Raw genomic sequence first — 24,725 nt, 5'->3', positions numbered from 1 at the left:
TTAAAGGACAGACCGGAATGAAAGCAATTCTGGCTGTTCACTTTCAACCGATGTTTACATCCAAGAAGATTAAAGTCTAAGAGGCCTTGGAGTTATCTCCAGGGCCTTACGCCTGCTTCGGCAGATCGATCCTCGCTTCGAAGCCCTGTTCTCGACCTGGGGCGGGCGAGGATAGAGTGAGCGACGCATTCATGCGCTTTGCCAGATTGTCGACGATTGCAAGGCCAAGGCCAGACCCAGACGCCTGGGTCTGGCCGCGCATGAAGCGGGTTGTCAGTCTCGGCAGAAGTGCTGGATCGATCGGCGTCCCGCCATTGACGATCCGAATGGACCTGTTCTGATCGACATAGATATCGACCGGCGAATCTTCGGGACTATGCGTCAGCGCATTTTCCAGGAGATTTCGAATAACGATACCGAAAGCGTCAGGATCGACCTTGGCTTTCAGCGGCCCGTCCTCTGGAAGGTGCAGGTGAATGCGTCCGGCGCCAAGTTCTGAGCGGCTCATATCCTCCACCACGAGTTCCAGCACCGGGAGAAGATCAATGATCGTATCGGAGATGCCGATACCGGCCTCCGCGCGTGACATCTGCAAAAGCTTCTCGGACAATTGCGCGAGATTGGAGAGCGACAATTCGATCTGATCGACGCGCGGGGCAAGTTGCGGTGGAATATCCGCCTTTAAGCGTTGCGCCTGGGCAAGCGCTCCGGCAATCGGCGTTCGCAATTCATGCGCGCTGTTGGAGGCGAAGGAACGCTCTGCTTCCAGCGCTGAACGCAACCTCTCCAGCAGCAGATTGACCGAGCGGGCGATCGGATCGAGTTCTGTCGGAAGGCAACCGGAATCGACCGGCGCGAGATTGCCGCCATCCTTGCGGGCAATATCGTCTCTCAGTGTCTGGATCGGCACCAACGTGCGACGGATGACGAGAATGACGGCAATGATGCTGGCCGGGATGAGGACAAGAACGGGAAGGATGAGTGCTGTGGATGCTTCCTCAATCGCTTCGCGGCGATTGGCGAAAGCGTCGGCCACCTGAAGATAGAGATCTCCCTCCGGCGTGACCACGGTGTAAATTCGTTGGGTATCCGTATCGGCAAAACCCGGCCTCAGTGGCACATCGAAGCCTTCTCTGGCGCTCTCATGAGAGTGTAGCAAAACAGCACCGTCGCGATCGCGCACCTGATAGGTCAGATATTCCGAGCCGGTCGTCGACTGGCCGAGACGCCGTTGCGCTTCGGGGCTGCGTTCGCGAAGATCCTCTGCCACGAGCGGTAGCAGCCGGTCGGCTGTTTCCTGAACGCCGCTGTCGAAGATTTCCGCAAACTCTTCCTCCATGACCATCACGCCAAGGGCAGATGCGACCATCCAGGAAATAGCCAGCACGCTGACGAGCGCGAGCACCATCCGGCGCGTCATGCTCGTTTTACGAGGACCCGTTTTAAACGGTATGAGATCAGCGAATTGTATAACCAAGCCCTCTTACGGTTTCCACGCGATCCGAACCGATCTTCTTGCGCAGCCGACTGATATAGACCTCGACAGTGTTGCTCTCGATTTCGGCACCGAACTCATACAAGGTTTCCTGCAGCTGCGCTTTCGAGATAAGTGCGCCAGGTCTCTCGACGAGCTTTTCCAGCACCGCCCATTCCCGCGCACTCAGTGTCAGTGAGCGGTCGTTGACCGTAATACTTTTGGCCGCCTGATCGATTTCGATACCTGGCAATCTGACGATTGGCGTCGAGCGTCCCTCGTAGCGGCGGGACACTGCAAGCATCCGGGCTGTCAGTTCGCCAAGATTGAACGGTTTGACCAGATAGTCGTCCGCCCCGGCATTCAGGCCCTCGATCCGGTCGGAGACCTGATCATGGGCCGTCAGGATGATCACGGGGACGGCATTGTTCGCTTTGCGCAGTGCCCGCAAGAGGCTGAGCCCCTCGCCATCGGGAAGTCGCAAATCCAGCAGGATGAGACCATAGCTCACGGTCTCGGTCGCGGCCATGGCTTCGCCCAATGTCTTGAACCAATCCACGGCATGCCCTGCTGCCGCCACGTGATCCCTTAGTGCTTCTCCCAGCACATGATCGTCTTCAACCAGCAGAACGCGCACACCGACCTCACTCCCGAACTGCCAATGCGTATCGCTTCGTGCGGTTCGTCGTCAAGGCACAGGCGCATCATGTCGTGGGCTTCGACTGGCAGGCGTGGAAGACGTCGAGCGACGAGTCGTAGACCGAGGTTGAGACGTTCATCATCCCGAGAATACTATGGAAGAAATTGTCGTGGGATTTGCCGCCAGCCTTTGCCTCATCGGCAAGGCAGGCCCGGTCGACACCCATCGAGCGTGCGAAGTCATTGTCCATCCATACCAGGAAGGGCACATGGGTCTGCTCTGCCGGTGCCAGCATGTAAGGCGCACCATGGAGATAGAGACCGTTTTCGCCAAGCGACTCGCCATGGTCGGAGGCGTAGAGCATGCCGGTCGCAAGCTTGTCAGAGCGGGCCTTCAGCTTGTCGATGATGGCAGAGAGGAAATGGTCGGTATAGAGGATCGTATTGTCGTAGGCGTTGACGATCTCTTCGTCCTTGCAATTGCCGAGCTCCGAGGTGCGGCAATCCGGCGTGAACGTCCTGAATTGATCGCCATAACGGAGGTAGTAGGACGGACCGTGGCTGCCAAGCTGGTGGATCACGATGACGCTGTCCTTGGTGACGCGGTCGAGCCAACTGTCGAGCCTGTCGAGGAAGATGTCGTCGCTGCATTCCCCCGTCTTGCAGAAGGTGGGATCGCGGGTGGCGCTGAGATCGAAATAGGGAATGCGATCCGCTACTCCCTTGCTTCCGGTATCATTGTCCAGCCACTGCGCATCGACCCCGGCATGCACCAGAACATCCATGAGGTTCTCATTGGAAAGGGCCTTGCTGTGGGTATATTCCGAGCGGGTGAACTTTGAGAACATGCAGGGAAGTGAGATGGCCGTGGAGGTGCCGCAACTGACCGTGCTCGGAAAATAGAACACATCTCTCTTTTTAAGTTCGGGGTTGGTTTCGCGGCCATAGCCATTCAGCGAGAAATTGGCAGCACGTGCGGTTTCCCCTGCCACGACCACGGTCACACGCGGCTTGCCGACTGCAACGACAGGAGGCTGTACCTTCGCGTCGAGACCGGTCTGCGTTACCGTCAACTGCGCTTCCTTGTTGGCGATCTGGAAGTAATGCGCCGTGGCGAACATCGGCGAAATTGGATTGAGGCTTTTGACGATATCCCGGTGCTGACGGATCGCTGTGGTAAAGGTCTTGGAATTCATCGCGGCCATGCCGCCAATGATAACGAGGCAGGCGATGACGCTCAGCGTATTCCAGAATAGCTTTCCAAGGATCGGGCGATGACGAATACGCACGAGAGCAAGAAGCACGATGGGGAGTAGTGCGTAGATCGCCATGTGCAGAAGGAAGGCGGAGGTGATCAGATTGTTCGCTTCGCCGGTGGTGGTCTCGAAGGCATTGCGCACCATGTCGCGGTCGATCACCGCACCGAAGCGATCCATGAACCAGGAGCAGAGCGCGGAAATGACGATCACCACCATCAGAACCGGCTTCATGACGTACTTGGCCGAAAAGGTGATGAGGAGGGCAGCAAAAAGCGCTCCCATGGCCACATAGAGCGCGTAGATCGCGGCAGGATAGGCAGACAGATGGGTGTTCACCTTCGACCAGAATGTCTGGTTCATGAAGAACAGCAGATAGAGAGCGGTGATGATGCTCAATGTAATGCTGCCAATTTCAGGACGGCGAAGTCTGCTGCTGTCCAGGTGATCCGTCAATGGTGCCACGCGCCCATTCTCCTCGTGCCAATCAGTGTACCGGGCGCGCATGCGCGCTTTTTACTTTTCCGGCTAATGAAGGCCTTCTGGAGAGATTTGCTGACACGAGACTGAACGGATCAATCTGGTTATCAAGATAGTTCTTAATTAGGTGAGATAGGAGATAAGCCGACGCTCGTCTGCCCTTAGCCCCGATATGGCTTTTGTCGGCGTTTCCAAAACGGTCTCAAGCCGTTTGATCGCCTTCGGCTCGGTGGCAAGATCCAGTACGGATGGGTGGACATAGCTCTTGCGGCAGATGGCTGGCGTGTTGGAAAGCTCTTCTGCCGCTGCCTGGCAGATGCTCTTGATGGTCGGCGCGCTGCCGCTCGCGAGGCGCTCTGCAGCGTGGCAGAAGCCTGCCAGCGTGCCACCCCAGGTGCGGAAGGTCTTGGCTGAAATGCCTTCGCCCGCCGTTTCGGACAGGTAGCTGTTGAGTGCGCTGGAATCGATGGGATGGACCATGTGGTTTTCATCCTGCCAAACGAAAAGCTGTTTGCCGGGCAGATCGGCGATCTCTTCCAGAATCTTTTGCAGCTTTGGGTGCCGAAGGCTGCGGCGCACCTTCTGTCCACCCTTGGCGATAAAACGAAGTTCAATCGTCTCGCCGAGCGACACATGGCGCTTCAGAAGCGTCGTTGCACCATAGGTGCCGTTGCTTTCAAGATAGGTCTTGTTGCCGACGCGTAGATAGGCGGCGTCAAGAAGAAGGACCAATGCTGCGAGCGTTCTGTTCTGGCTGTTGATGTCCTTCTCGATATCGGAAAGCGCCCGGCGGCGAATGGCGGGCAATGCCTCGCCGAACGACTTCAACTGGAAGAACTTGGTTTCACCGCGAAATGCGTGCCAGTCGACGTGATAGCGATACTGCTTTCGCCCTCTCGCGTCGAAGCCGGTCGCCTGAAGATGGCCGGAGGGCTCGATGCAGATCCAGACGCGTTGATAGGCGGGCGGGATTGCAAGTGACCGTATGCGTGTAATTTCGATCTTGTCGGAAAGCAGTGTTCCGTCTGGAAGCCTGTAGGAAAATCCCTTGCCGCGCCGCTCACGGGCTATGCCGGGTTCCTGGTCGCTGACATAGGTTAGGCCGATTTTCTTGAGGAGCCGGGCGGGATGCTGGTTCATGATTTTGGCGCTGCCTTCGAGTTTTCCCAAATAACTGCGCTGAACAGGTGTCCGTTCCAGAAAAAGGAGCGGGACATGCCCGCTCCTGTGAATTTGATCAGACTCCGGAGGATCAGGCGTCCGGCGCTAGGCGGATGATCTGTGACTTGCCGCCGCCGCGCTCCTCGGTCACGGCGTAGATTGCGCCGTCCTTGCCGAGCTCGACATCGCGAATGCGTGCTTCCAGCGGCAGACGGCCTTCCGAAACCACCTTGTCGCCGTCCATCTTCAACACAACGAGCCCCTGGGTCACCAACCCGCCGATCACGAAGGAGCCCTTCCACTCTGGAATGGCGTCGCCATTGTAGTATACCATGCCGGAGGGGCCGACGACTGGATCCCAATAATAGGTGGGCTGCTCCATGCCTTCCTTAGCGGTTGCGCCTTCGCCGACCTTGTCGCCGCTATATTCGATGCCGTAGGTAATGACCGGCCAGCCATAGTTCAGTCCGGCCTTTGGAAGGTTCAACTCATCACCGCCCTTCGGACCGTGTTCGACGGTCCAAAGGCGCCCTTCGCCGTCGAGGGCTGCGGATTGAATGTTGCGATGACCATAGCTCCAGATTTCGGGCAGGGCGTTTTCGCGACCGACAAAGGGATTATCCTGGAGTGCCTTGCCGCTGGTATCAATGCGGAACACCTTGCCCAGTCCGCTGGAGAGATCCTGCGCCTGCACGCGCGGCTCCTTATCGGAACGCTCGCCAACGGTGACATAAAGCTCGCCATTATTGCCGAAGACGAGACGAGAACCGAAGTGCTTGTCTCCGTCGTAGGTGGGCGTTTGCCGGAAGATGACGCTGGTGTTCTCAAGCGTTGCCGTGCCGTACTTCTTCACCAGCTTTGCCGAAGCCACCGACGTTCCGTTGCCGCCATCGCGCGGTTCGGAGAAGGAGAAGTAGATCATTCCGGACGTTTCGAAATCTGGCGCCAGAGCAATGTCGAGAAGGCCACCCTGGCCGTCAGAGGCTACTTCGGGCACACCTTCGATCGCAGGTCCGGCCTTGCCATCCTTGACGATGTGCATGGCCCCTTCCTTCGCCAGGACCAGCATGCGGCCATCTGGCAAGAGGGCCATCGACCAGAGATGTGGAAGATCGTCGGCAACAACGGTCTTTTGCAGCGACGGCATTTTGTCCGGCTGTGGTGCGCGTGTCTGTCCTTCAAAAGCGGGCTTCTGGTTCGTGCCATGCGGTGGGTTCGTTTCTACAGGGCTCGCAGATTGCGCCAAGGCGTAGCCGGGAACGGCAAGGATTGCAGACAGAAGTGTGGTGGTCAGCAGGTTTCGAACACGCGGCATGGAACTCCCTTCCGGTTTAATTGAGCCGACCGGGAACATTTCGGCGCTTTTTAAGTTGCATCAACGTCCGTCAAGAAAACTTGATCGGCGCGTATACAGTCTTATGTAATTTCTCGTCCACACGATTTACCTTGGAACGTTCTTCTGCGAGCGGCGTTTAGCTGCGTCGGTTAGGAGGGCATTATGCAAAGATTGGACAAGGACGAGCTTGACACTACCGAGGTCAAGCCAATTTTGAGCGTGATGGAGTTTTGCCGTCGCTATCGACTGGATGAGACCGAAGAGAAGCGTCTTCGCAAACTTTTCGGCGATTTTGCCTCGCGTCATGAGCTTTTGATGAACGCACAGCGCAAACCTGTGTTCCGTTAATCGTCGGAAACTTCAGCTTTGAACACCATGAACACGTCATAGCGCGTGTTCTTTCCGCAAATCTGATGGGAGGGCTTTTGAAGCCCCTCCATAGGCGCCGCCCGAAGCGGCCATTTCAGGACCACTCTTTTGTTCGCGGATTGCAAAGCCGCTTCCATCAGTTCCAGCTGGTCCGGGTCTGAACCAACCACATCGCGCAGCACCCGCATTTCTTTTTTCACCAGCGCGCTGTTGTGGCGGGGTGGGTGCATCGGATCGACCACCACCACGTCTGGCGACAGGGTCTTCAGCAACTCCCGGGAGTCCCCGTGACGAAGCGTCATTCTGGAGGCGATTTCTTGATAAATGCCGCCTGCGGCGAGCGCTCTGGCAATTCCATCTTGCAGATGGGCATGCATCTCCGGCGACCGCTCGATCAGCGTGACATGCGCGCCAAGCGAGGCGAGCAGAAACGCGTCGCGGCCGAGACCCGCCGTCGCGTCGACGATTGTGGGCGTGCGGCCTTTGGTGAAACCGGCGGCCTTCGGCAAAGCCTGTCCCCGCCCTTCACCTGAGCGCAATCGGTGACCGACTGCTCCGCCGACGAAATCAACGACAAATTCTTGACTTTCATCTTTCCTTGCCATGGCTCGTCTCAGAAGGGCGCGGGGACCTGAAAGGTCACATCGTGACCGTCAGGATGTTGGAAGCTCAGTTCTTCGGCGTGCAGGAGAAGCCGCTCCGATGCGGCAAGGGCCTCGCCGCTGGCGTAGAATTCATCACCGAGAATAGGGTGACCAAGCGCCTTCAGATGCACTCGCAGCTGATGCGTTCGGCCGGTTAGAGGACGCAGTTCGAGACGCGTCGCGGGAAGCGGCAGGCGTTCCAGAACACGCCACTGCGTCTGTGACGGACGTCCATTATCCGGGTCCACCCGATGCCGCGGCTTGTTATCCGGGTCGATCGCCAGCGGAAGATCGATCTCACCACTTTCGCCCGTCACTTCGCCCCAGACGATTGCCTGGTAGATTTTTTTCGTCGTCCGGCTTTCGAACTGGCTCGCGATGGCAGCATGGGCTTTTTTGTTCAACGACATCAAGACAATGCCGGAGGTATCCTTGTCGAGCCGGTTGATCATCAAGGCAGAGGGGAACTGTTTTTGAACGCGAGTTGCGAGGCTGTCGGCAAGTGCGGGATCTCGCCCTGGTACCGACAGCAGCCCGCTTGGCTTGTCCAGCACCAGCAAGCTCTCATCCCGGTGAAGGATCGAGATATAGGGCTCCAGCGGTGGATTATAGATCGGGTTTTGCAATTGGCCAGACATGCGAAGCCTCATAGCATGATTTGCACCACACGCCAGCGCGGTGCGAGATGGCCTATTCCGGCAGCGGCAGAAGGACACGCCCACTGGTGATGTCCTGAATCATGCGCGCAACGCGTTGCGCTTCGCTCGAAGGCACACTGACTCTGAGGTTCGCCCCCGAGCCAGTGAATGTCTCGGCCTCGATGACCAGATGCTCAACGGATAGAAGGCGGGACTTGACCAGCGCGAGGTCGGAAAAGCCGCAGGTCAAAGTCAGTTGATAGGCAGGAATGATGGCGGTCTTCTCGGCATTCTTCAGACGAGACGCCGCCGTTCCGCCATAGGCCCGCACAAGGCCGCCACTGCCCAGGAGGATTCCGCCGAACCAGCGTGTGACGACCACTGCGATGCTGTCGAGTTCGTTCCCGTCGATCGCCTGGAGGATTGGCTTGCCCGCTGTTCCTGACGGTTCGCCATCATCGTTGAAGCGATAACTTTGGCCGATGCGCCATGCCCAGCAATTGTGGTTGGCCGCCGGGTCCGAATGGTCGGCGATGAAGCGTCTTGCGGCTTCCTCATTGGCAACAGGACCTGCCGTCGCGATAAAGCGACTCTTCTTGATGTCCTGTTCGAAAGTTTCCGTCCGGATAAGCGTGAACATGACGCCTCAATAGCGCATATACGCGTTGCGGCAAACGTTCGAAAGCACGTGGCGATCTTTCAGATTCCCCCCTCACGCCTTCATTCTTTGTCTTGTCGCATGTCGTTCTCGTAAAACCGCTGCACAGTTTTGCGCGACATGCTTTAAGAACATCGAACAGTCGAAGGATAGTCGTTGGCAATGCACAGAAAACAGATTGCGATCATCGGTGGAGGTCCGGCAGGTCTGATGGCTGCCGAGGAGCTATCCACGTCGGACGTGGACGTCACTGTTTATGAATCGATGCCGACCGTCGCGCGCAAATTTCTGATGGCCGGAAAGTCCGGCCTCAACATCACCCATGGCGAGGATTACGCCCGCTTTACCACGCGCTTTGGCGCTTCAGAAGCCCGCCTTAAAAGCGCGCTGGATGCGTTTACACCGCAGATGCTGCGCGACTGGGCGGGGGGGCTGGGGCAGGAGACTTTTGTCGGAACCTCCGGCCGTGTCTTTCCGAAGGCGATGAAAGGCTCGCCTTTGTTGCGGGCGTGGCTCAACCGACTCACAGAGCGGGGCGTTGCGGTCAAGGTGCGCCATCGCTGGGTCGGGCTGCATGACGGCGCGCTTCTTTTCGAGACGCCGGATGGGAAAATCGAAATCAAGCCGGATGCTGTTTTGCTTGCGCTCGGTGGCGCAAGCTGGCCGAGGCTTGGCTCGACGGGTGAGTGGGTGCAGGGACTGCGGGAAGCAGGCGTGGACGTTGCGGATTTCCAGCCAGCCAATTGCGGCTTCGATGTCGCCTGGAGCGAGCATTTTCGCGAGCGCTTTTCTGGCGAGCCGCTCAAATCCGTCGTCACCACGTCCGATGCGGGTCGCTTCGAAGGAGAGTTCGTCATCACCCGGCACGGGGTCGAGGGTGCCCTGATCTATGCGCACGCTGCCGCTTTGCGAGACAGTCTTCGCGAAGGCCGTCGGACTGTCCTCACGATCGATCTGGCCCCTGGTCGCTCCGAGGAGCGCGTTGCGCGGGATCTGGCGCGGGCATCCAGCAAGGACAGTTTCTCGAACAGGCTTCGTAAAAGCGTCGGGCTGTCTCCCGTCAAGGTCGCGCTGTTGCGCGAGTGCTCATCACCACAGCAGATGTCCGCGAGCGAGCTGGCTCGGTTGATCAAGGCGGTTCCACTTGCTGTTTCCGCACCTCGTCCAATTGCCGAGGCGATATCAAGTGCTGGTGGGATTCGCTGGGAAAGTGTCGATCAGAATTATATGCTGAAATCCTTGCCGGGATTCTTCGTCGCAGGCGAGATGCTGGACTGGGAGGCAACCACCGGTGGCTACCTCCTAACAGCTTGTTTTGCCACGGGAAAGGCGGCGGCGAGAGGTCTGCTGAACCGGATGACAAACATCTGTTAGTCACATGATCGTCATACCTCTTGCATCACACATGAAAAAGAGCTTGATAAGTCCATTCAAATGGATAAGCGAAAGCCTGCTTCCATTTCCTGTGTTCAAGACTTGGCGTGGCAAGTCGAAGTTCTTGTTGGTGAATTTGCATGACTGATATGGGTGCGTTTGCGAGTTGGCCTGTCGGTGGCGGAGAGGCGGGTGCCTTGGTACGCGCTTTTGACTGGTCGAAGACGTCGCTCGGGCCGATTGCCGAATGGCCGCAGATCCTTCGCCTGAAGGTGAACTCGGTGGTCAACTCACCCATCCCGCAGGTTTTGATGTGGGGGCCGGATCATGTGATGATCTATAATGACGGCTACACCGAAATTGCCGGGAACTATCATCCGCACGCGCTCGGCGGCACGGTCAACGGCATATGGCCGGAAATCTGGGACTGGAACGAAAAGATCCTGGAGGCGGGTTTTCGTGGAGAGGTGCAGTCCTTTCGCGATCAGAAAATGGTCCTTAACCGCAACGGTACGCCGGAGGAGGTCGTCTTCGATCTCTTCTACACGCCGATCTACAATGATGTAGGCATCGTCGAAGGCGTCCTGTGCACTGTTCTTGAAAACACCGAGAAGGTGAAGACTGTCCAGGCACTGGCCGCTAGTCGCGAAGAACTGAGCCGTCTCACCTCTGCCTTGCCGATCCTCGTCGGTTTTATCGACCTCAACTACACCTATCGCTTTGCCAATCAGGGCTATCTCGACTGGTTCGGTTGGGCACCAGAAGACGTGCTTGGCAAACGCGTCGTGGACGTCGTGGGTGAGGCATTCTTCAACGAGCGCAAGCCATTCATTCAGCGCTCCATGGCAGGCGAGCATATCGTCTCCGACACCAGCATACAGCGTCCTGACGGCAAGCAGCATGCGGCTGAAATCCGATACGTGCCGAGACACGACCACAGGGGCGAGGTGGACGGCTGCTACATCCTGATCATCGATATCGAGACGAGGAAGCAGGCCGAGCGCGAAATCCTCCTCAGCAACAGTCGGTTCAAGGCTGCTGTCGAAGCCGTCCACGGTGTTCTATGGACGAACAGCCCCGAAGGCCGGATGAGTGGTGAACAGCCCGCCTGGTCGCAACTGACCGGTCAAAGCTACGACGAATATCAAGGCTTCGGCTGGGCAGAAGCGGTTCATCCTGGAGATCGTGAAGGATCGATCGACAGCTGGAACCGTGCCGTCGCGGCAAAGGCAACTTATGTCTGGGAGCATCGCGTCCGCCGGCGCGATGGCGTCTATCGCACCTTTGCCATTCGTGGCGTGCCGATCATTGACCCGCAAGGCGAGATCACCGAGTGGGTCGGCGTTCATACCGATATTACCGAGCAGCGCAGCGCCGAGGTGGCGTTGAAGGAGCATGCCGCCAATCTTGAGCGCGAAATCCGTCACCGTATTCGCGCCGAAGACCAGCTTCGTCAGCTGAACGAAGGGCTTGAGGCACGCGTCGAAAAGGAAATTGCCGAACGCCGTCAGACGGAGCTTGCGTTGCAGCAGGCGCAGAAGATGGAAGCGATTGGCCAACTTACCGGCGGCGTGGCGCATGATTTCAACAACCTGCTCCAGGTCATTGCCGGTAATCTCCAGCTTCTTGCCAAGGACGTGGCCGGCAATGAAAGAGCCGAACGCCGCGTCGGCAATGCGCTTGCTGGCGTCAGCCGCGGTGCGAAGCTTGCAAGCCAGCTTCTGGCCTTCGGTCGTCGTCAGGCACTTGAGCCGCGCGTCATCAATGTCGGTCGCTTCGTCGCCGGCATGGACGATCTTTTGAGACGCTCGCTTGGCGAGGCCGTCGAGGTCGAGGTCATCACCGCTGGCGGCCTGTGGAACACCTATGCCGATCCGACCCAGGTCGAAAACGCACTTCTCAACCTTGCGATCAACGCGCGCGACGCGATGGAAGGAACAGGCAAGCTGACGATCGAAGTTGGCAATGCCTCGCTTGATATGGACTATGCGCGCAATCATGCAGAGGTGGAGCCTGGCCAGTATGTCATGCTCGCGGTGACCGATACCGGCTCCGGCATGAAACCGGAAATCCTCGACCGCGTCTTCGAACCCTTCTTCTCCACCAAGCCGGAAGGCAAGGGCACCGGCCTTGGCCTGTCGATGGTCTATGGGTTCGTCAAGCAGTCGGGCGGCCATGTGAAGATTTACTCGGAGCTGGGGCAGGGAACCACTGTACGCATCTATCTGCCGCGCTCCATGGCGGATGAAGACAGAGAGATTGTCGTTCACAACGGGCCTGTCGTCGGCGGCTCGGAAACGGTGCTCGTCGTGGAGGATGATGACGAAGTTCGCGGCACTGTCGTCGAGATGCTGACCGATCTCGGCTACCGGGTTCTGACGGCGCGCGACGCACAGGCTGGCCTAACGGTTGCCGAAAGCGGCGTGCCGATCGATGTCATCTTTACCGATGTCGTCATGCCTGGGCCATTGAAGAGCAGCGAGATGGCGCGCCGTGTCAAGGAGCGCATGCCACATCTCGCCATCCTCTTTACCTCCGGTTACACGGAAAACTCCATTGTCCATGGCGGCAAGCTGGATCCTGGCGTCGAGCTCCTGTCGAAGCCCTATACGCGCGAAGCGCTGGCACGCCGACTGCGCCATGTGATTGCCAACCAGAAGCAGAGAGCCGAATCGACCCGTGACCGCGCCCCTGATCAGGCGGTGGCGAGCGAACCGACTGCGAAGGTCGAGGCTAAGGACGCGTTGCGTGTCCTGCTGGTCGAGGATGACGACCTGATCCGTATGAACACCACGGACATTCTGACCGAAGTCGGCCATGCAGTGGTCGAAGCCGCGAACGCAACGCAGGCGCTCGATCTGCTGGATCGGGAGGAGATCGACATTCTGGTGACCGATCTCGGGCTGCCGGATATGGGCGGTGCGGAGCTTGCCGTGCTGGTCAAGCAGCGCAAGCCGGAGATCGCCGTGGTCTTCGCCACGGGGGACAATTTCCTGCCGAAGAATGCACCGGCCGGTGCCGTCCTGCTTTGCAAGCCTTACAACGAAAACGATGTGCGCTACGCCATCGGTCAGGCGATGAGCAATTCCTGATCCGTCATGAGCACGTGTCGCGGTCTTTCAGATCGCGATACGCTTGAAGCCGATGCCTTGCCTGCGTCAGTAGCCTTTTTGCATATCGACCGTCGTCGGCAATTCTCCCGTCCTCCGCCAGTCGCGAATATTCTGCGCGACGATTGCGGCAGAGGAGCTGCGGTCGGTCGGTGCCGAGATGTGGGGGAGGACCGTAACGCTCGGATGGCTCCAGAACGGTGAACCTTCGTCGAGCGGTTCTTTCTCGAAAACATCGAGCACGGCATGACCGAGATGGCCACTCTCAAGCGATGCCAAGAGGTCATCGGCGACGATAACAGCTCCCCTGGCGAAATTGATGATCGATGCGCCCGCCTTCATACGCTGCAAACGGCCGGCATTGATCAGGCCGCGGGTCTCGGAAGTCAACGGAACGAGGCAGACGACGATATCGCTTTTTTCGAGAAGCTCGTTCAGCCCATCTTCACCAGACCGTGTTGTCACGCCTTCCAGGTCTTTGAGCGAGCGGCTCCAGCCCATGACATTGAAGCCGGCGCCCCGCAGGCGTTTTGCAGATTCGGTGCCGAGCAGGCCTAGCCCGACAAGACCAACCGTCACGTCTTTCGGATGGCGGTATTCGAGATCTCTCCAGACCTTCTTTTCCTGCTGCTGGCGGTAGGCCGGCATGTCGCGATGCAGGTAATAGGTCCAGGCGAGCACCGCCTCTCCCATGACGCGCGCCAGTTCCGGATCGGTGAGACGGACAATGGGCGGCGCTGTTGGTCCGAGTTCCGAAACAATTCGCTCCACGCCCGCCCACAGGCTGTGGATCCATGTCAATCCGGGGAGCCTGGCGATATCGGCTGGATCGGGATTGGCGACGATGGCGACCTCGGCGGCTTGACGCTCGGCGTCCGTCATCTGTCGAATGGAGACGATCTTTTCTTCCGGCATTGCCTTCGCCAAGGTGTCGATCCAAGTCGCCTCCTCGTCATCGGCTGCGCGAGAAACGTAAGCGATTGCGGAGGTCATGGTCATCATCCTGCATAAGATCGGCTGAGCCGACATAAAGTCTGAAAAGGAATATGAAATCCACCCCGCGATAGCGCTTGGAAACAAAAAAATGCCCGCTTGAGGGGCGGGCATCTTGTTGCTTGATCAGACCGTTTCTGGCACCGGCTTTTTGGCGTCGCCATAATAGGCGCCGAACTGCTCGTGGTAATGTTCCGAGCCGCCCGGGTCCGCATAGCGCTGAAGCTCTGTCATATCCGTCTTGTTGAGAACGATACCGAGCGTCTTGCTGGCGATTTCCGGTTCGTGATTCATCAGGTTCTGAACCATCTGAATTGGCGTCTTGCCCCATTCGGTGACGAAGACGAAGCCATCAACCTGCGAGGCGAACGCCTTTGCATCGATCACCGGCACGACAGGCGCCAAGTCGACGATGATGTAGTCGCAGGCTTCACGCGCAGACTCCATGAACTTGCGCATGCCCGCGGATGCCAGCAACTCGCTCGAATGGGCAAACTGGTTGCTGACGGAGACCGGCAGAATGCCCATCTTGGTTCGGCTATCGACCTTGACGGCTTTGGTCCAAGGAACATCATCGAGAACCACTTCGACAAGACCGGCCGACTGGCGTGTCGTCAGCATACGGCTGAGACCAGGATTGCGAATATCGGCGTCCACCACCAGGGTGCGCTTGCCCGTGGTGGCGATGAGCCCCGCGAGATTGAGTGCGACGACCGACTTGCCTTCATTCGGCAGGCAAGAGATCACGCCGATCACACGGCACTGCCGCTCCTGGATCACTACATCGGCCGTCAGTTTCACGTTGCGCAGCGTCTCGGTGAAGCTGGAGCGCGGGCTGTCGACCGCAAGCCGCAGCATCTTTTGGAAAGAGACCTGCCCGTTGTCTTCGATATTGGTATCAGGCACATCCGGCGTGGCCGCGCCAGTTTCCGACTTTCCGGTCTCGACCCCCTTCTCGCCAATGAACGGCAGGTAGCCCAGGAAGCGCATCCGCAGATTGTCGCGCACGTCGGCGCCGGTGTGGAAATAGCGATCGCGGAATTCCAGCACGGCCGCCAGACCGCCACCCAGCATCAGGCCCAGCACGATCGAAAGCGCCATCGTCATGGTCTTCTTCGGGCTGGAGGGCGATGTCGGCAGGCCGGCTTCTGAAATGACGCGTGCCTTGGCAATCGGGAAGGATTGTTTCTGCGAAGCCTCTTCGAAGCGACCGAGATAGGACTCGTAAAGGGTCTTCAGCGCGGTTGCCTGCTGTTCCAGTTCCCGAAGCTTGACCATCGTCATATTGGTCTGGGAGTTGCGGCCGGCAACGCGGTCGATGTTATCGCGCAGCGACTGTACACGTGACTGGGTGACATCGAATTCATTCTTGAAGCTACCAGTCAGCTGCTGAAGTTCCTGGTAGATCTGGCCCGCCAGATCCTTTTTCTCGGCCTCGAGGGCGATAGCCTGCGGGTGATCCTTGCCAAATTGCTGGATCACGCCGCGCTCTCGATCCGAAATGCCAATATAGCGTTTGCGCAGATCCTGAATGACCGTATTGTCCGTGTCACGTGCCGAGACCACAGCGTTATTGACCGCGTTGTCCGGCCCCTGATCAATGATCGACTTGTACTGAGAGTAGCGGGCCTGTGCCGTCGCCGCATCGGCCTGGGCAGCAATCAGTTGCCCATTCAGATCGGCAAGCTGACCTTCCGACATCAGCTCCCCTCGCGACGACACGATGTTGTTGTCGGCCTTGTATTTCTCGACGGCCAGAGAAGCAGCCTGGGCGCGCTGGTTGAGATCCGTCAGACGCTCCTGCAGCCAGACCGAAGCGCGTTCCGACGCATCGAAATTGGCGTTCAACTGCTCGGTCAGATAGGAGTTCGCATAGGTCTTGGCGATGTTGGCGGCAAGCTGGCGGTCGGTGGAGCGGATCGAGATTGCGATGACCGAGCTTCTGCCGACGCGCTCCACCGTCAATGCCTGCTGGATCACGGCAGCCGCCTTTTCGCGCTTGCCGTTACGGATCGCCTCTTCCGACGCGGGTGTGTCGCTCGGTGTCACGAGGTCGACCACGGCCTTGACGGAGGATTTGACGAGATCGACCGGGCCGGTCGGCGGATTGACGATCGTATCGTTCTCGTCAAGCCTTGCCTTGTCCACGACCGTCAGAGCCATCTCTTTCGACTTCAGGATTTCGACAGCGCTGGCAATCCGGTTGTCGATGACCTGGGCCGCAGGGACGGGGCTTTCCTCCTCAGCGTAACGAGACAAGCTCTCGTCGAGAAGCACCTGGGTCATCGCGGTATAAACAGGGGTCGCCAGAACGAGATAAAGCCCAGCCAGCACCATGCTTGCAACGACGCAAGCGCCAATGATATTGGCCCGGCGTACCACAGCAGCCCAGAGGCGGTCGAGGTCTATAAAGGTGTCGGAATCCTTTGCAGGGTCCGGGAAATGGCCGTTCGATCTAAAGGTTTTCTGGTTCATGGACCTACCTTGTCATTTTTATGGGCGCGGGACGCGCGGCAATTGACTGCCTCGCTTGGTCACCGCAGCGTTCAGTTTCTGGCCGGCGTTGCCGAAGATAAGGCTGAAGGAAGAAGCGTTTTTTTGAGCTTTTGCAGTCTGACGGAAATCGGCATGCGGAGATGTTTGAGGGCGGAAGGGTCGCGAAGCGCGATCCTGATCGTGTCTGAGACGGAGCGCCGCTTGATGCTGTCGACCAGCATCAGGAAGTGCCTCGCCTGGATAAGACTTCTGGTGCGCTCGACCTGCGCGTCCATCGCCGCCGGCAGAAGCGTGAACTGGCGCAGGAATTCCTTGTCTGCGGCGATCATCGCATCGACATGATGGAGTTCGAGCACGCGCGAAATGGAGCCCTGCCGGATATTATAGACATATCCCGGCATCGGCTCGATGACACAGGAGGCACCGGACGCGAGCGCTGACGCCAGAAGAAGGTAGTCCTCGCCGATGCGCAGGTCGTGGCGGAAGCGAAGGCCGTGGTCGTTGAGGAAATCACGACGGAAAATCGGCTTTATGTAGCCAAAATTGAAAGTGGACCTGAAGAGGATGTTGGAGCGGATGAAGTCTTCTAGTGTGAGAACACCTTTCGCTTCAAGAAAGGCGGGATCGAACATCGTCTCGCGTGGGCGTCCGTCGCTGTAGACGACATCGAGATTATCGACGGCGATATCCGCATTGGCTTTTTCAGCACGCATGATCATCTGCGCCATGCGATCCGGATAGACCATATCGTCGGAATCGAGCACCGCGATCCAACGCCCCTGCGCAGCATCGATCCCGGCATTGCGCGCGCCGCCGGGGCCAAGATTGCTGTCGAGGGCAATCAGCTTGACACGGGGATCGCGCTCGGCAACTGCCTGCACCACAGCGCGCGTATCGTCCGGCGAGCAGTCATCCACCACCACGACCTCGAGCGAGACATTGTCTTGCGCCAGAGCGCTGTCGATGGCAGCGACAATCGTGTCGGCGGCGTTGTAGGCGGCGACGACGAAGGTCACATCCGGTTCGGTTGGCAATGCACTCATGCAGCCTCCACAGCGCCGTATTGGCGGATTTCACGAACGCCGAAGATCCCGCTCAGCGATCCGGCATGAAGTGCGGTACGCAGAGCCGAACGGCTGCGACGGACGGGATCGAAAGCGGTGACCAGCGTGGCGGCGGCGCAATAGGTGATCTTCGCCGCCGTCGAGACGATCAGCGGTAGGCGCCGGAGCCCTGTCTTCTGTTCCGCCTGCAACCGTCCATGCGTCTGGCCCGAACGAAAACGCCGCTTCGCAAGCCACATAAAGCTGGCGCGGCTTTGGGGTACGGGTTCTGTCAGCAGGGCGTTTGCCGAGTAGGCGATATGTCCGCCGTCCAGATGCATATTCGTGAAAAAATGCGTGTCTTCCCCGCCGCTTTGTCCGAGCGACAGGGCGAAGCGCCGACCGTTCACCGCAGGAGACGCCATGCGCAACAGCGTGTTGCAGGTGTAGCCGGTGATGATGTCGTCACCCACCCAGACAGGCCGGGTGGAGTGGAAATCGCCCTTCTTCATCCAGCCCGGCACATCATTGGCATAGAGCGCTGTCACAGGGCCGAGCACGGCATCGGCCTGCGTCTCCTGCTCCGTCTTCAAAAGCTCGGTCAGCCAGTTTGCCGGCGCGGTCTCATCGTCGTCGATGAAGGCCAGAAAATCGGCTTCGCATTCGGAAAGGCAAGCGTTGCGGGCAATGGAAATGTTGGACTTCGGGCAATGGACGTAATGGATCGGAAAGGGTGAACGCTCGCGCAACGCGTCTATCAACGCGCGCGCCGAGGGTTCGGCGTCATTGTCAGCCACGATCAGGCGCACCGACACGCGCTGCGGAACGTCAAGCCGAAACAGCGAGAGCAGCGTATCCACCACCATCGGGCGGCGATAGGTGCAGATGCCAATATCGACTTTCACAGGAGTTGCGGGATCATACGTCACGAGACAGCCTTTCCTGCCAGTGGCTGGGGCGTGGTGACGGAGCCCAGAAGCTCACGCCAGAAACCTGTCGACCAGGCCAGATGCATGGTCATAGCCGAGACGGCCGCAAGCGGCCCGTAGGGGTTGTTCTCTGCAATAGCCATCCACACCCCATATCCCAGACATGCGGCAATCCAGAGGCAAAGCGGGACAAGGGCGATCCAGTGGACAAAGCCGAAGAGCGCAAGGGCGGCACAAGGCAGCACCGCAAGCGGGATCATCTGGCGGATTTTTGGAATGGTGCGGTGCTTCAAGAGGTTCTTCGCCCTGCCTCGGCCATAGGCCATATATTGGCGGAAGAGCGGACCGATGCTGGCACGCGGATAGTAGGTCATGCGTGTCTTGTCGGTCATCCAGATGCGAAAACCAGCCTTGCGCAAGCGGTGGTCCAGCTCGGCGTCTTCATTGTGGCTGAAGCTTTCATCGTACCCGCCGACAGCCTTGAACGCCTCTATCCGCATTAAGGCATGGTGGCCGTGATCGATCCAGCGACCCTTGGCGCCTTCGCGATGCTTCGAACCGCCATTGCCGAGCTTGGAATTCTGCGCAACCGCCGTGGCCTTCTGGAACGTGCCATGGCCGACCGTGTCCATAGCGACAACAACGGAATCCGAGCCCGTCGCGACGGCATCTTCCAGCAGGCGATGGCAGTAATCATCAGGATAGTCGCCATGCGCATCGATACGGATCATATAGTCGTAGCCCTCTCCAAACACTTCGACCGCAAGGTTGATGCCCGCGCTCTGGATCCGCTTTGGGTTGGCAAGCAGAATGACGCGCTGATCCTGCCGGGAAAAATCGGCAACGATGTCACGCGTTCCATCCGTGCTGCCGCCGTCTGCGACGATGATGCGATCGTCCGGATGGTTCAACGTGCTGGAAAATTTCAACAGCAGATCGTCGATCGTTCGTGCCTCGTTGAGGCAGGGAATGACGATAAGCGTCTTTATACCGGGAATGGAGACTGATTTCATGATGTCCTCCCGCTCAAAGCCATCGAGGGAACTGAATCGACCGACCGACCGTCGGTTCGCGTGCTCAAGGATTGAAGCACGCGGACAAGCTCGCGGCAGTCGTTTCGATCCGTGATCCATTGCTGCCGGTCGATTGCTGCCAGCGTTTGGAAGCTTTGGAGATAGGAGGTATCGCTCGATTCGGAGAACAGCGTTTCAAGCGACGCGACGTCGGCCGTCTTGAGAACATGCCCGATCTTCCGCTGCTGCAAAAAGCGCGCGGTTTCGGTGCCGGCGACCGCAATTGGCAGGGCGCCATGGAGGCAACCTTCATAGAGTCTGTTCGGCAAGAGCCAGCTTGAGTTCTGTCCTTCTTCGAAAAAGTCGATGGCCCAGGTGAACTGGACATCGTTGTAGATCGACGCCAGATCCTCCGGATTTCTGTAGGGGCCATGGAAAGAAAGATGAGGTGCGCGTTCAATGAAGCCGTCGAAGTCATCGAATTCGGAATAGGCCGGGCGGCCGCGCAAGACCACTTCGACCTTGCTGTCCATCTTTGCGGCGAAGTCGGCGAGGATCTGGAGTGACTTGCGGCAGCGCAACGCCCCGAACCAGCCTATCTTCCAAGGTTCTCCCGCTTGCGGCAGGCGCGGGGAGGGGGCGGTCATGTCGTCGCCATCCAGCGCCAGAACCTTGTTTTCCTGCAAAAGCACGGGAAGATTCAGACCGGAACGCGGCTTGAAATAATTCTCCACGAATGCTGGTGAACTGGTGATGAGGAGCTTGACGTTCCGGCCAAGCGCACGCTGAACAGCGTTCAGCAGTTTACCGGGCAGCCCGTCGTTCAAAAGAAGCCTGTGGATGTCGAGACACTCGTAGACGACCGGAACGTCCGCACCGAAATGGCTCACGGCGCGCCGGGCAAGCGCCAGCATTTCCAGATTGCGGGCGATGATGACGTCGGGTTTCTTCACGGGCGATAGTTTGCTCGCAAGAGTGAGGCTTGCTTTTGCCACGCAAGCGATCCGTTGGGCAAAGCGGCCATCGGCCGTTTGTCCGAGATCGATCGGGGCAAGGCCATCGACGTCGGCCAGCCCGTTATCCGCGCGCTTGAAACCCGCGAGGCTGACGGTCGCGCCACCGGCCCGCAGCGTCATGACGCGACGACGGATGGCAGGGTCTGCCAGATCATGCGCAAAATAGAGAATATGGGTCATGTCCGATCCGTTCATCTTCGTCTGACTTTGGGCAGTCTGCATCAGTTGGTTTGGCAGGCGACGGATTCCGAAAACTGGCACTTGTCGCCGAGCGCGGTGAAGGCGAAGCGATCGACCTGCATGGTCACAGGACCGGAATAGTCGAACTTGCCCATCCAGCTTTTCAGCGTGTCGGTACCCCACAGGCTGAAGAAGATTTTCTGGGCGTTTTGCGGGATCTTCGATGGGTCTGTGACCTCGTGAACCATCTTTCCGTTCACGTAGTAGCGCAGTCGCTGCGGCTCCCAGACGAAGGCGTAATCATTAAAGCCCTTGTCGGCACCACCCGGCACATCCACCAGCTGTTCGTTGCCGCCCTTTGCCGAGATATACTGGTTCAGCTGGACCTGATTGCTGTTCTTGCCCAGGATCTCCATGTCGATCTCGTCGTGCGGCTTCTTATCGGTTGGCCCGATATAGGTGAAGAAAGCCGAATTCAGGCCGGAGCCCGGCGCGGTCTTGATGCGCGCTTCGTAGGTGCCGTAGCGATAGCGGCCCTTGGTCTGGATTTCTCCGCAGGAATAGTTGCGGTCTCCGGCCTTTTCATTGCTGAACCCGAGTTCCAGATGGCCGCTTTCGAAGGCGACCATTTTCTTGGACCACGTGCAGTTCTGGTGCGGGCCGTTGTTCCAGCCATCGGAAACGTACCAGAAAGAGCGGTCCATGCTGTCGAAGTTCTCGATGAAGGACTTGCCGTTCTCTTCCTGGGAAAAGGCGGGAGATGCGCCGAACGTGATGGCGATCAGTGCGGCAGCCACGATGCGCGGCTGAGATAGGGCGGGGTAGGTCATGTGTTACCTCCGTCGTTGCGTGTAGGCGGGATTGGCAGAAGATTGGGGAGCGGCGGCAGCTTCCGCCGTGTGGTCATAGGCAAGGGGCTTCGGCTTGCCGCTACGGCTGCCGGTCAGCACTGCATAAAGCGAGGGCAGCCGGGCGCGGACCTGCGCGTTGCTGATGATCAGCAGCAGGAAGGTCAAAGCCACCGCGCCGATATAGAAGGCGGGATAGAAGTCGAGATCTCCCTTGTTCCATACCATCCAGAGGATGACGAGGAGGGGATAATGGGCGCAGAAAATCCAGAAGCTCAGGCTGCCTGTCTGCGATAGACGCTGGCCAAGACGGTTCTGCACGAGCAGGGACGAGGCGACCCAGAAGCCCAGCACGCCGAACACCGCCAGCAAATTGCGCATGAGATTGAGGCCGAAGGTAAATTCCGGGCCGGTCCAATAGAGCGCGGTGGCAAGCGCGGCGGCGACGATCAGCGTGACCACCGTCAGCGGCTTGGCGTAAGGGTCAAGCATCTTCAGGTCGATCTTGTGGAGTGCGAGCGCAATGCCGAGCGTGAAGCTGAACAGAATGGATTTCTTCTGTACGATCAGCAGACTAAGATCCGGGATCGCCGTCAGGAGCAAGAGAATGGCAAGCGTCGGTAGCGCAAAGCGACGAACCAGCAGCGCCAAAAGCGGCGACAGCAGAATGCAGACGAAGAGATCGCGCAGGAAGTAGAGCGGCACGTTGACGGGCAGCTCTTCCACCGCGACGCCATGGCTGAGCATTTCGCGCGGGCTGGCGTTCCACAAGTCTGGAAAATAGCCGACGCCAATACCTGCACGCTGAAGCAGCATGACCGCAACGAAAAGCCCGCCATTCCACAGCAGGAATGGCAGAAGCACGGTCTTGGTCTTGGACTTGATCGTTGCCGGATAGCTGAAGGCATTCCAGCCGCGTCGGAACAGCAGATAGCCCGAGATCGCGCTCAGGCACGGCACACCAATGCGGAACAGGGCATCACCAAGAAACACCCGGACCCAGTCGAAAAATCCGTAAAGACCCAGAAACGGACTTGTCTCCGGATCGTGCGGCACGTGAACGAACACGATGCCGGATATTAAAATTATGCGCATCAAATTGATACGGGAAGATAGGTTCTGATCAACAGTCACATCAGTTACCCTAGTTGGGCGGTGTCTCCCCTCACCGCGTTTCACACAGAGCGAACTTGAAGCCCGTGCGCAAAAGTCTGGTTTTCACTTAAGGGCAAAATGTGGCAGCGCGGGAAAATCGCGCCGCAAGATATGAGGGGTAAATGTCTGGATACTACTTTACTAAAACAAATTATTTGTCTTAAGCATATGATTTTATTTTGCTTATTTTCTCTATCGTGCTGCCCTCAGGAGTGTCTCCTGAGGCTGAGGAGAGGAGAGCTGTAATGCTGCATTGCAAAATAAACTCGCGAGTTCGCCGTATTTTCTCACGGCATTGACGACAGAATCGCTTCGACGGCCCGTGCGGCCCCGTTAGCTGGTGATCGGGGCAGGGGCGCCTTGGTCTTTGCGCGATCTCACAAGACCGATGATTTTTTGCAGCAATGCGCGTTCGGTCAGCAGGATCAGGACGCCGTAGATCACACCGCCAGCGACAGCGCCGACGAGCACCTGCATGTATGCGTGCGGCAGCGCGTCGCCCGTCCATTGCAGAATGTAGCGGACCGCAAGAGCCATGACGAAAGCCGAGATCATCGGCCGGCTGCTGACATAGAGGCCCGAAAAGAAGGGGGTTTCGCTCGCCTTGAACACGGCCCAGGAATAGGCAATGAGCGTTGCTGCATTGACGATGCAGAGCCAGATCATCGCGTCGATAAGCGACCCGTAGACTGCGGCAACCCAGACCGCAGCGGTGGTCACGACGGCGCGGATCGTTGCGGACCAGAACAGCACGCGCCCATAGCCGGCACCCTTCAGATAGGGGATGAAGGTGCTGCATGGGGTGAGGATCGCTTTCGACAGAGCAAGAAGGCCGAGCACAGGCCACGCATAGGCCCAGTTCTGGCCGAAGATCACCAGCATTGCCGGTTCTGCAACGGCCCAAAGGCCGAACATCATCGGTGCCAGGATGACGGTCAACACCTGCGTACTGAACATCAGCGCTTCGCGCCGCCGCTGCCGGTCGTCCATCATGCGGCTGAAGGCCGGGAAAAGAACGCCCATAACGGCAGAGAGCACGACCTGGTTGGGAATACTGGCAAAGCGATTGGAGGCGGAATAAGCGCCGGCATCGGCAAGCCCGAGATAGCGGGCAATGATCACCATCGGCGACTGGAAGGTGACGAAGTTGGCGATTTCCGAGCCCATCAGGCCGGAGCTGAATCCGAGCAAAGGTATCAACCGCCTCGGCTTCATGACGAGGCGCGGCGTATAGCGCGACACGGCATAAAGCCCGACAAGCCGGATGAGGGCTGCGGCGAAAAGCTGGATGATCAGAGCCCAAACGCCGAAGCCGGCAAAGGCCAGCACGACTGCGAGGATGGCCGCAGCACTTTCCGACGTCATGCTCCAGATGGCGTCCTTGCTGAAATTCATCCGCCGCGCCAGAAGCGAATAGGCAACATCGCCTGCCAGTTGCAGCGGAATGAGGAAAGCCATGATGCGCAGCAGATAGGCGCTTTCCACGGCACCTAACAGGCCACCGAAGAACTCTGCGCCAAAGTAGAGGATGGCGGCCATGGTGCAGGAAATTGCCAGATTGGCCCAGAAGACGGTATGGATCGTATCCATATCCTCTTCCTTTTCCACAATCAGAGCGGAGGTCAGACCGGCGCCTGCAATCATCGTCAAAAACTGCACGACTGTGAGCCCGACAGCGACAACGCCGAATTCTTCCGGTGTTAGCAAACGTGCAAGAATCGGGACTGTGACAAATTTAAGCCCGAATGTGCCTGTCTTTGAGAGCACGCTCCAGCCGACATTGGCCGTGATGGTTTTGACGCTTGGGGCTGGAGGCATGGGTCCATCCTGTGTCTGGAGGCCGGCAAAAATCGTGGAGCCGGCGGGAGGGTTGCCACTCATCGGGGCCGTGAGTCTACGGCGGGCCCGACACT

20 protein-coding genes are annotated in these 24,725 nt (G+C 58.4%); 3 read left to right on the top strand and 17 right to left on the bottom strand.

Going from position 1 to position 24,725, the window contains the following annotated elements; genetic code table 11:
• Positions 1–106: 106 nt before the first annotated feature.
• The 5 genes from PVA19_RS05640 to PVA19_RS05620 all read right to left on the bottom strand — a co-directional run bounded on the left by PVA19_RS05640 (position 107) and on the right by PVA19_RS05620 (position 6,325).
• Positions 107–1,420, bottom strand: coding sequence for an ATP-binding protein (locus tag PVA19_RS05640; protein ID WP_274101503.1), 1,314 nt, complete (start codon positions 1,418–1,420; stop codon positions 107–109).
• Positions 1,421–1,457: 37 nt separating this feature from the next.
• Positions 1,458–2,111 (bottom strand): response regulator, encoded by a 654-nt coding sequence (locus tag PVA19_RS05635; protein ID WP_062424025.1) that lies wholly within the window; start codon positions 2,109–2,111, stop codon positions 1,458–1,460.
• A gap of 67 nt (positions 2,112–2,178) precedes the next feature.
• Positions 2,179–3,876: a phosphoethanolamine transferase gene (locus PVA19_RS05630; RefSeq protein WP_443111622.1), complete on the bottom strand. Its 1,698-nt coding sequence runs from the start codon at positions 3,874–3,876 to the stop codon at positions 2,179–2,181.
• 96 nt (positions 3,877–3,972) lie between these two features.
• Positions 3,973–4,989 (bottom strand): DNA topoisomerase IB, encoded by a 1,017-nt coding sequence (locus PVA19_RS05625; protein WP_274101501.1) that lies wholly within the window; start codon positions 4,987–4,989, stop codon positions 3,973–3,975.
• Positions 4,990–5,101: 112 nt separating this feature from the next.
• Positions 5,102–6,325, bottom strand: a complete 1,224-nt coding sequence (locus tag PVA19_RS05620) for a PQQ-dependent sugar dehydrogenase (protein WP_274101499.1) — start codon at positions 6,323–6,325, stop codon at positions 5,102–5,104.
• Between the two features lie 183 nt (positions 6,326–6,508).
• Between PVA19_RS05620 and PVA19_RS05615 the strand changes: the two genes are divergently transcribed.
• Positions 6,509–6,694, top strand: coding sequence for a hypothetical protein (locus PVA19_RS05615; protein ID WP_062424028.1), 186 nt, complete (start codon positions 6,509–6,511; stop codon positions 6,692–6,694).
• On the opposite strand, the gene PVA19_RS05610 is transcribed toward PVA19_RS05615, so the two are convergent.
• Genes PVA19_RS05610 through PVA19_RS05600 form a run of 3 tightly spaced genes read right to left on the bottom strand, consistent with a single transcriptional unit; the run spans position 6,691 to position 8,637 of the window.
• Entirely contained in the window at positions 6,691–7,320 is a 630-nt protein-coding gene (locus PVA19_RS05610; RefSeq protein WP_274101498.1) for a class I SAM-dependent methyltransferase, read from the bottom strand. The two genes, PVA19_RS05615 and PVA19_RS05610, sit on opposite strands and share 4 nt — an antisense overlap.
• Positions 7,321–7,328: 8 nt before the next feature.
• Complete coding sequence (locus PVA19_RS05605) at positions 7,329–7,997, bottom strand: RluA family pseudouridine synthase (RefSeq protein WP_274101497.1); 669 nt, start codon at positions 7,995–7,997, stop codon at positions 7,329–7,331.
• A 52-nt stretch (positions 7,998–8,049) separates the two neighbouring features.
• Positions 8,050–8,637, bottom strand: a complete 588-nt coding sequence (locus tag PVA19_RS05600) for an IMPACT family protein (RefSeq protein WP_274101496.1) — start codon at positions 8,635–8,637, stop codon at positions 8,050–8,052.
• A gap of 180 nt (positions 8,638–8,817) precedes the next feature.
• Here PVA19_RS05600 and PVA19_RS05595 point away from each other — a divergent pair, with 180 nt between their 5' ends.
• Entirely contained in the window at positions 8,818–10,029 is a 1,212-nt protein-coding gene (locus PVA19_RS05595) for a TIGR03862 family flavoprotein (RefSeq protein WP_274101495.1), read from the top strand.
• 140 nt (positions 10,030–10,169) lie between these two features.
• Positions 10,170–13,121, top strand: coding sequence for a hybrid sensor histidine kinase/response regulator (locus PVA19_RS05590; protein WP_274101494.1), 2,952 nt, complete (start codon positions 10,170–10,172; stop codon positions 13,119–13,121).
• Positions 13,122–13,187: 66 nt separating this feature from the next.
• Here PVA19_RS05590 and PVA19_RS05585 read toward each other — a convergent pair whose 3' ends face one another.
• The 9 genes from PVA19_RS05585 to PVA19_RS05545 all read right to left on the bottom strand — a co-directional run bounded on the left by PVA19_RS05585 (position 13,188) and on the right by PVA19_RS05545 (position 24,630).
• Entirely contained in the window at positions 13,188–14,132 is a 945-nt protein-coding gene (locus PVA19_RS05585; protein ID WP_274101493.1) for a 2-hydroxyacid dehydrogenase, read from the bottom strand.
• A gap of 126 nt (positions 14,133–14,258) precedes the next feature.
• Positions 14,259–16,607, bottom strand: coding sequence for a Wzz/FepE/Etk N-terminal domain-containing protein (locus tag PVA19_RS05580; RefSeq protein WP_111847489.1), 2,349 nt, complete (start codon positions 16,605–16,607; stop codon positions 14,259–14,261).
• Positions 16,608–16,678: 71 nt separating this feature from the next.
• A complete protein-coding gene (locus PVA19_RS05575; protein ID WP_274101492.1) occupies positions 16,679–17,671 on the bottom strand; it encodes a glycosyltransferase family 2 protein in 993 nt (330 codons plus the stop codon).
• The gene (locus tag PVA19_RS05570; protein ID WP_274101491.1) at positions 17,668–18,600 is read right to left on the bottom strand and encodes a glycosyltransferase; all 933 of its coding nucleotides are present in this window, start codon (positions 18,598–18,600) and stop codon (positions 17,668–17,670) included. Before PVA19_RS05570 ends, PVA19_RS05575 begins: the two co-directional genes overlap by 4 nt.
• Positions 18,597–19,613, bottom strand: coding sequence for a glycosyltransferase family 2 protein (locus PVA19_RS05565; RefSeq protein WP_274101490.1), 1,017 nt, complete (start codon positions 19,611–19,613; stop codon positions 18,597–18,599). The genes PVA19_RS05570 and PVA19_RS05565 overlap by 4 nt, the downstream gene beginning before the upstream one ends.
• On the bottom strand, positions 19,610–20,809 hold the full coding sequence (locus tag PVA19_RS05560) for a glycosyl transferase family 1 (protein WP_274101489.1): 1,200 nt from the start codon (positions 20,807–20,809) through the stop codon (positions 19,610–19,612). The genes PVA19_RS05565 and PVA19_RS05560 overlap by 4 nt, the downstream gene beginning before the upstream one ends.
• A 41-nt stretch (positions 20,810–20,850) precedes the next feature.
• Positions 20,851–21,639, bottom strand: a complete 789-nt coding sequence (locus PVA19_RS05555; protein ID WP_153310647.1) for a glycoside hydrolase family 16 protein — start codon at positions 21,637–21,639, stop codon at positions 20,851–20,853.
• Between the two features lie 3 nt (positions 21,640–21,642).
• Entirely contained in the window at positions 21,643–22,752 is a 1,110-nt protein-coding gene (locus PVA19_RS05550) for an acyltransferase family protein (RefSeq protein WP_274101487.1), read from the bottom strand.
• Positions 22,753–23,145: 393 nt separating this feature from the next.
• The gene (locus PVA19_RS05545; RefSeq protein WP_274101486.1) at positions 23,146–24,630 is read right to left on the bottom strand and encodes a lipopolysaccharide biosynthesis protein; all 1,485 of its coding nucleotides are present in this window, start codon (positions 24,628–24,630) and stop codon (positions 23,146–23,148) included.
• Between the last annotated feature and the right edge of the window lie 95 nt (positions 24,631–24,725).

Origin of the sequence: Agrobacterium sp. CNPSo 3708, assembly GCF_028674915.1 — a bacterium.
GTDB lineage: Bacteria > Pseudomonadota > Alphaproteobacteria > Rhizobiales > Rhizobiaceae > Agrobacterium > Agrobacterium cavarae.
Note: the sequence above shows the minus strand (reverse complement) of the source record. Positions and strands in the feature narration are given on the sequence as shown.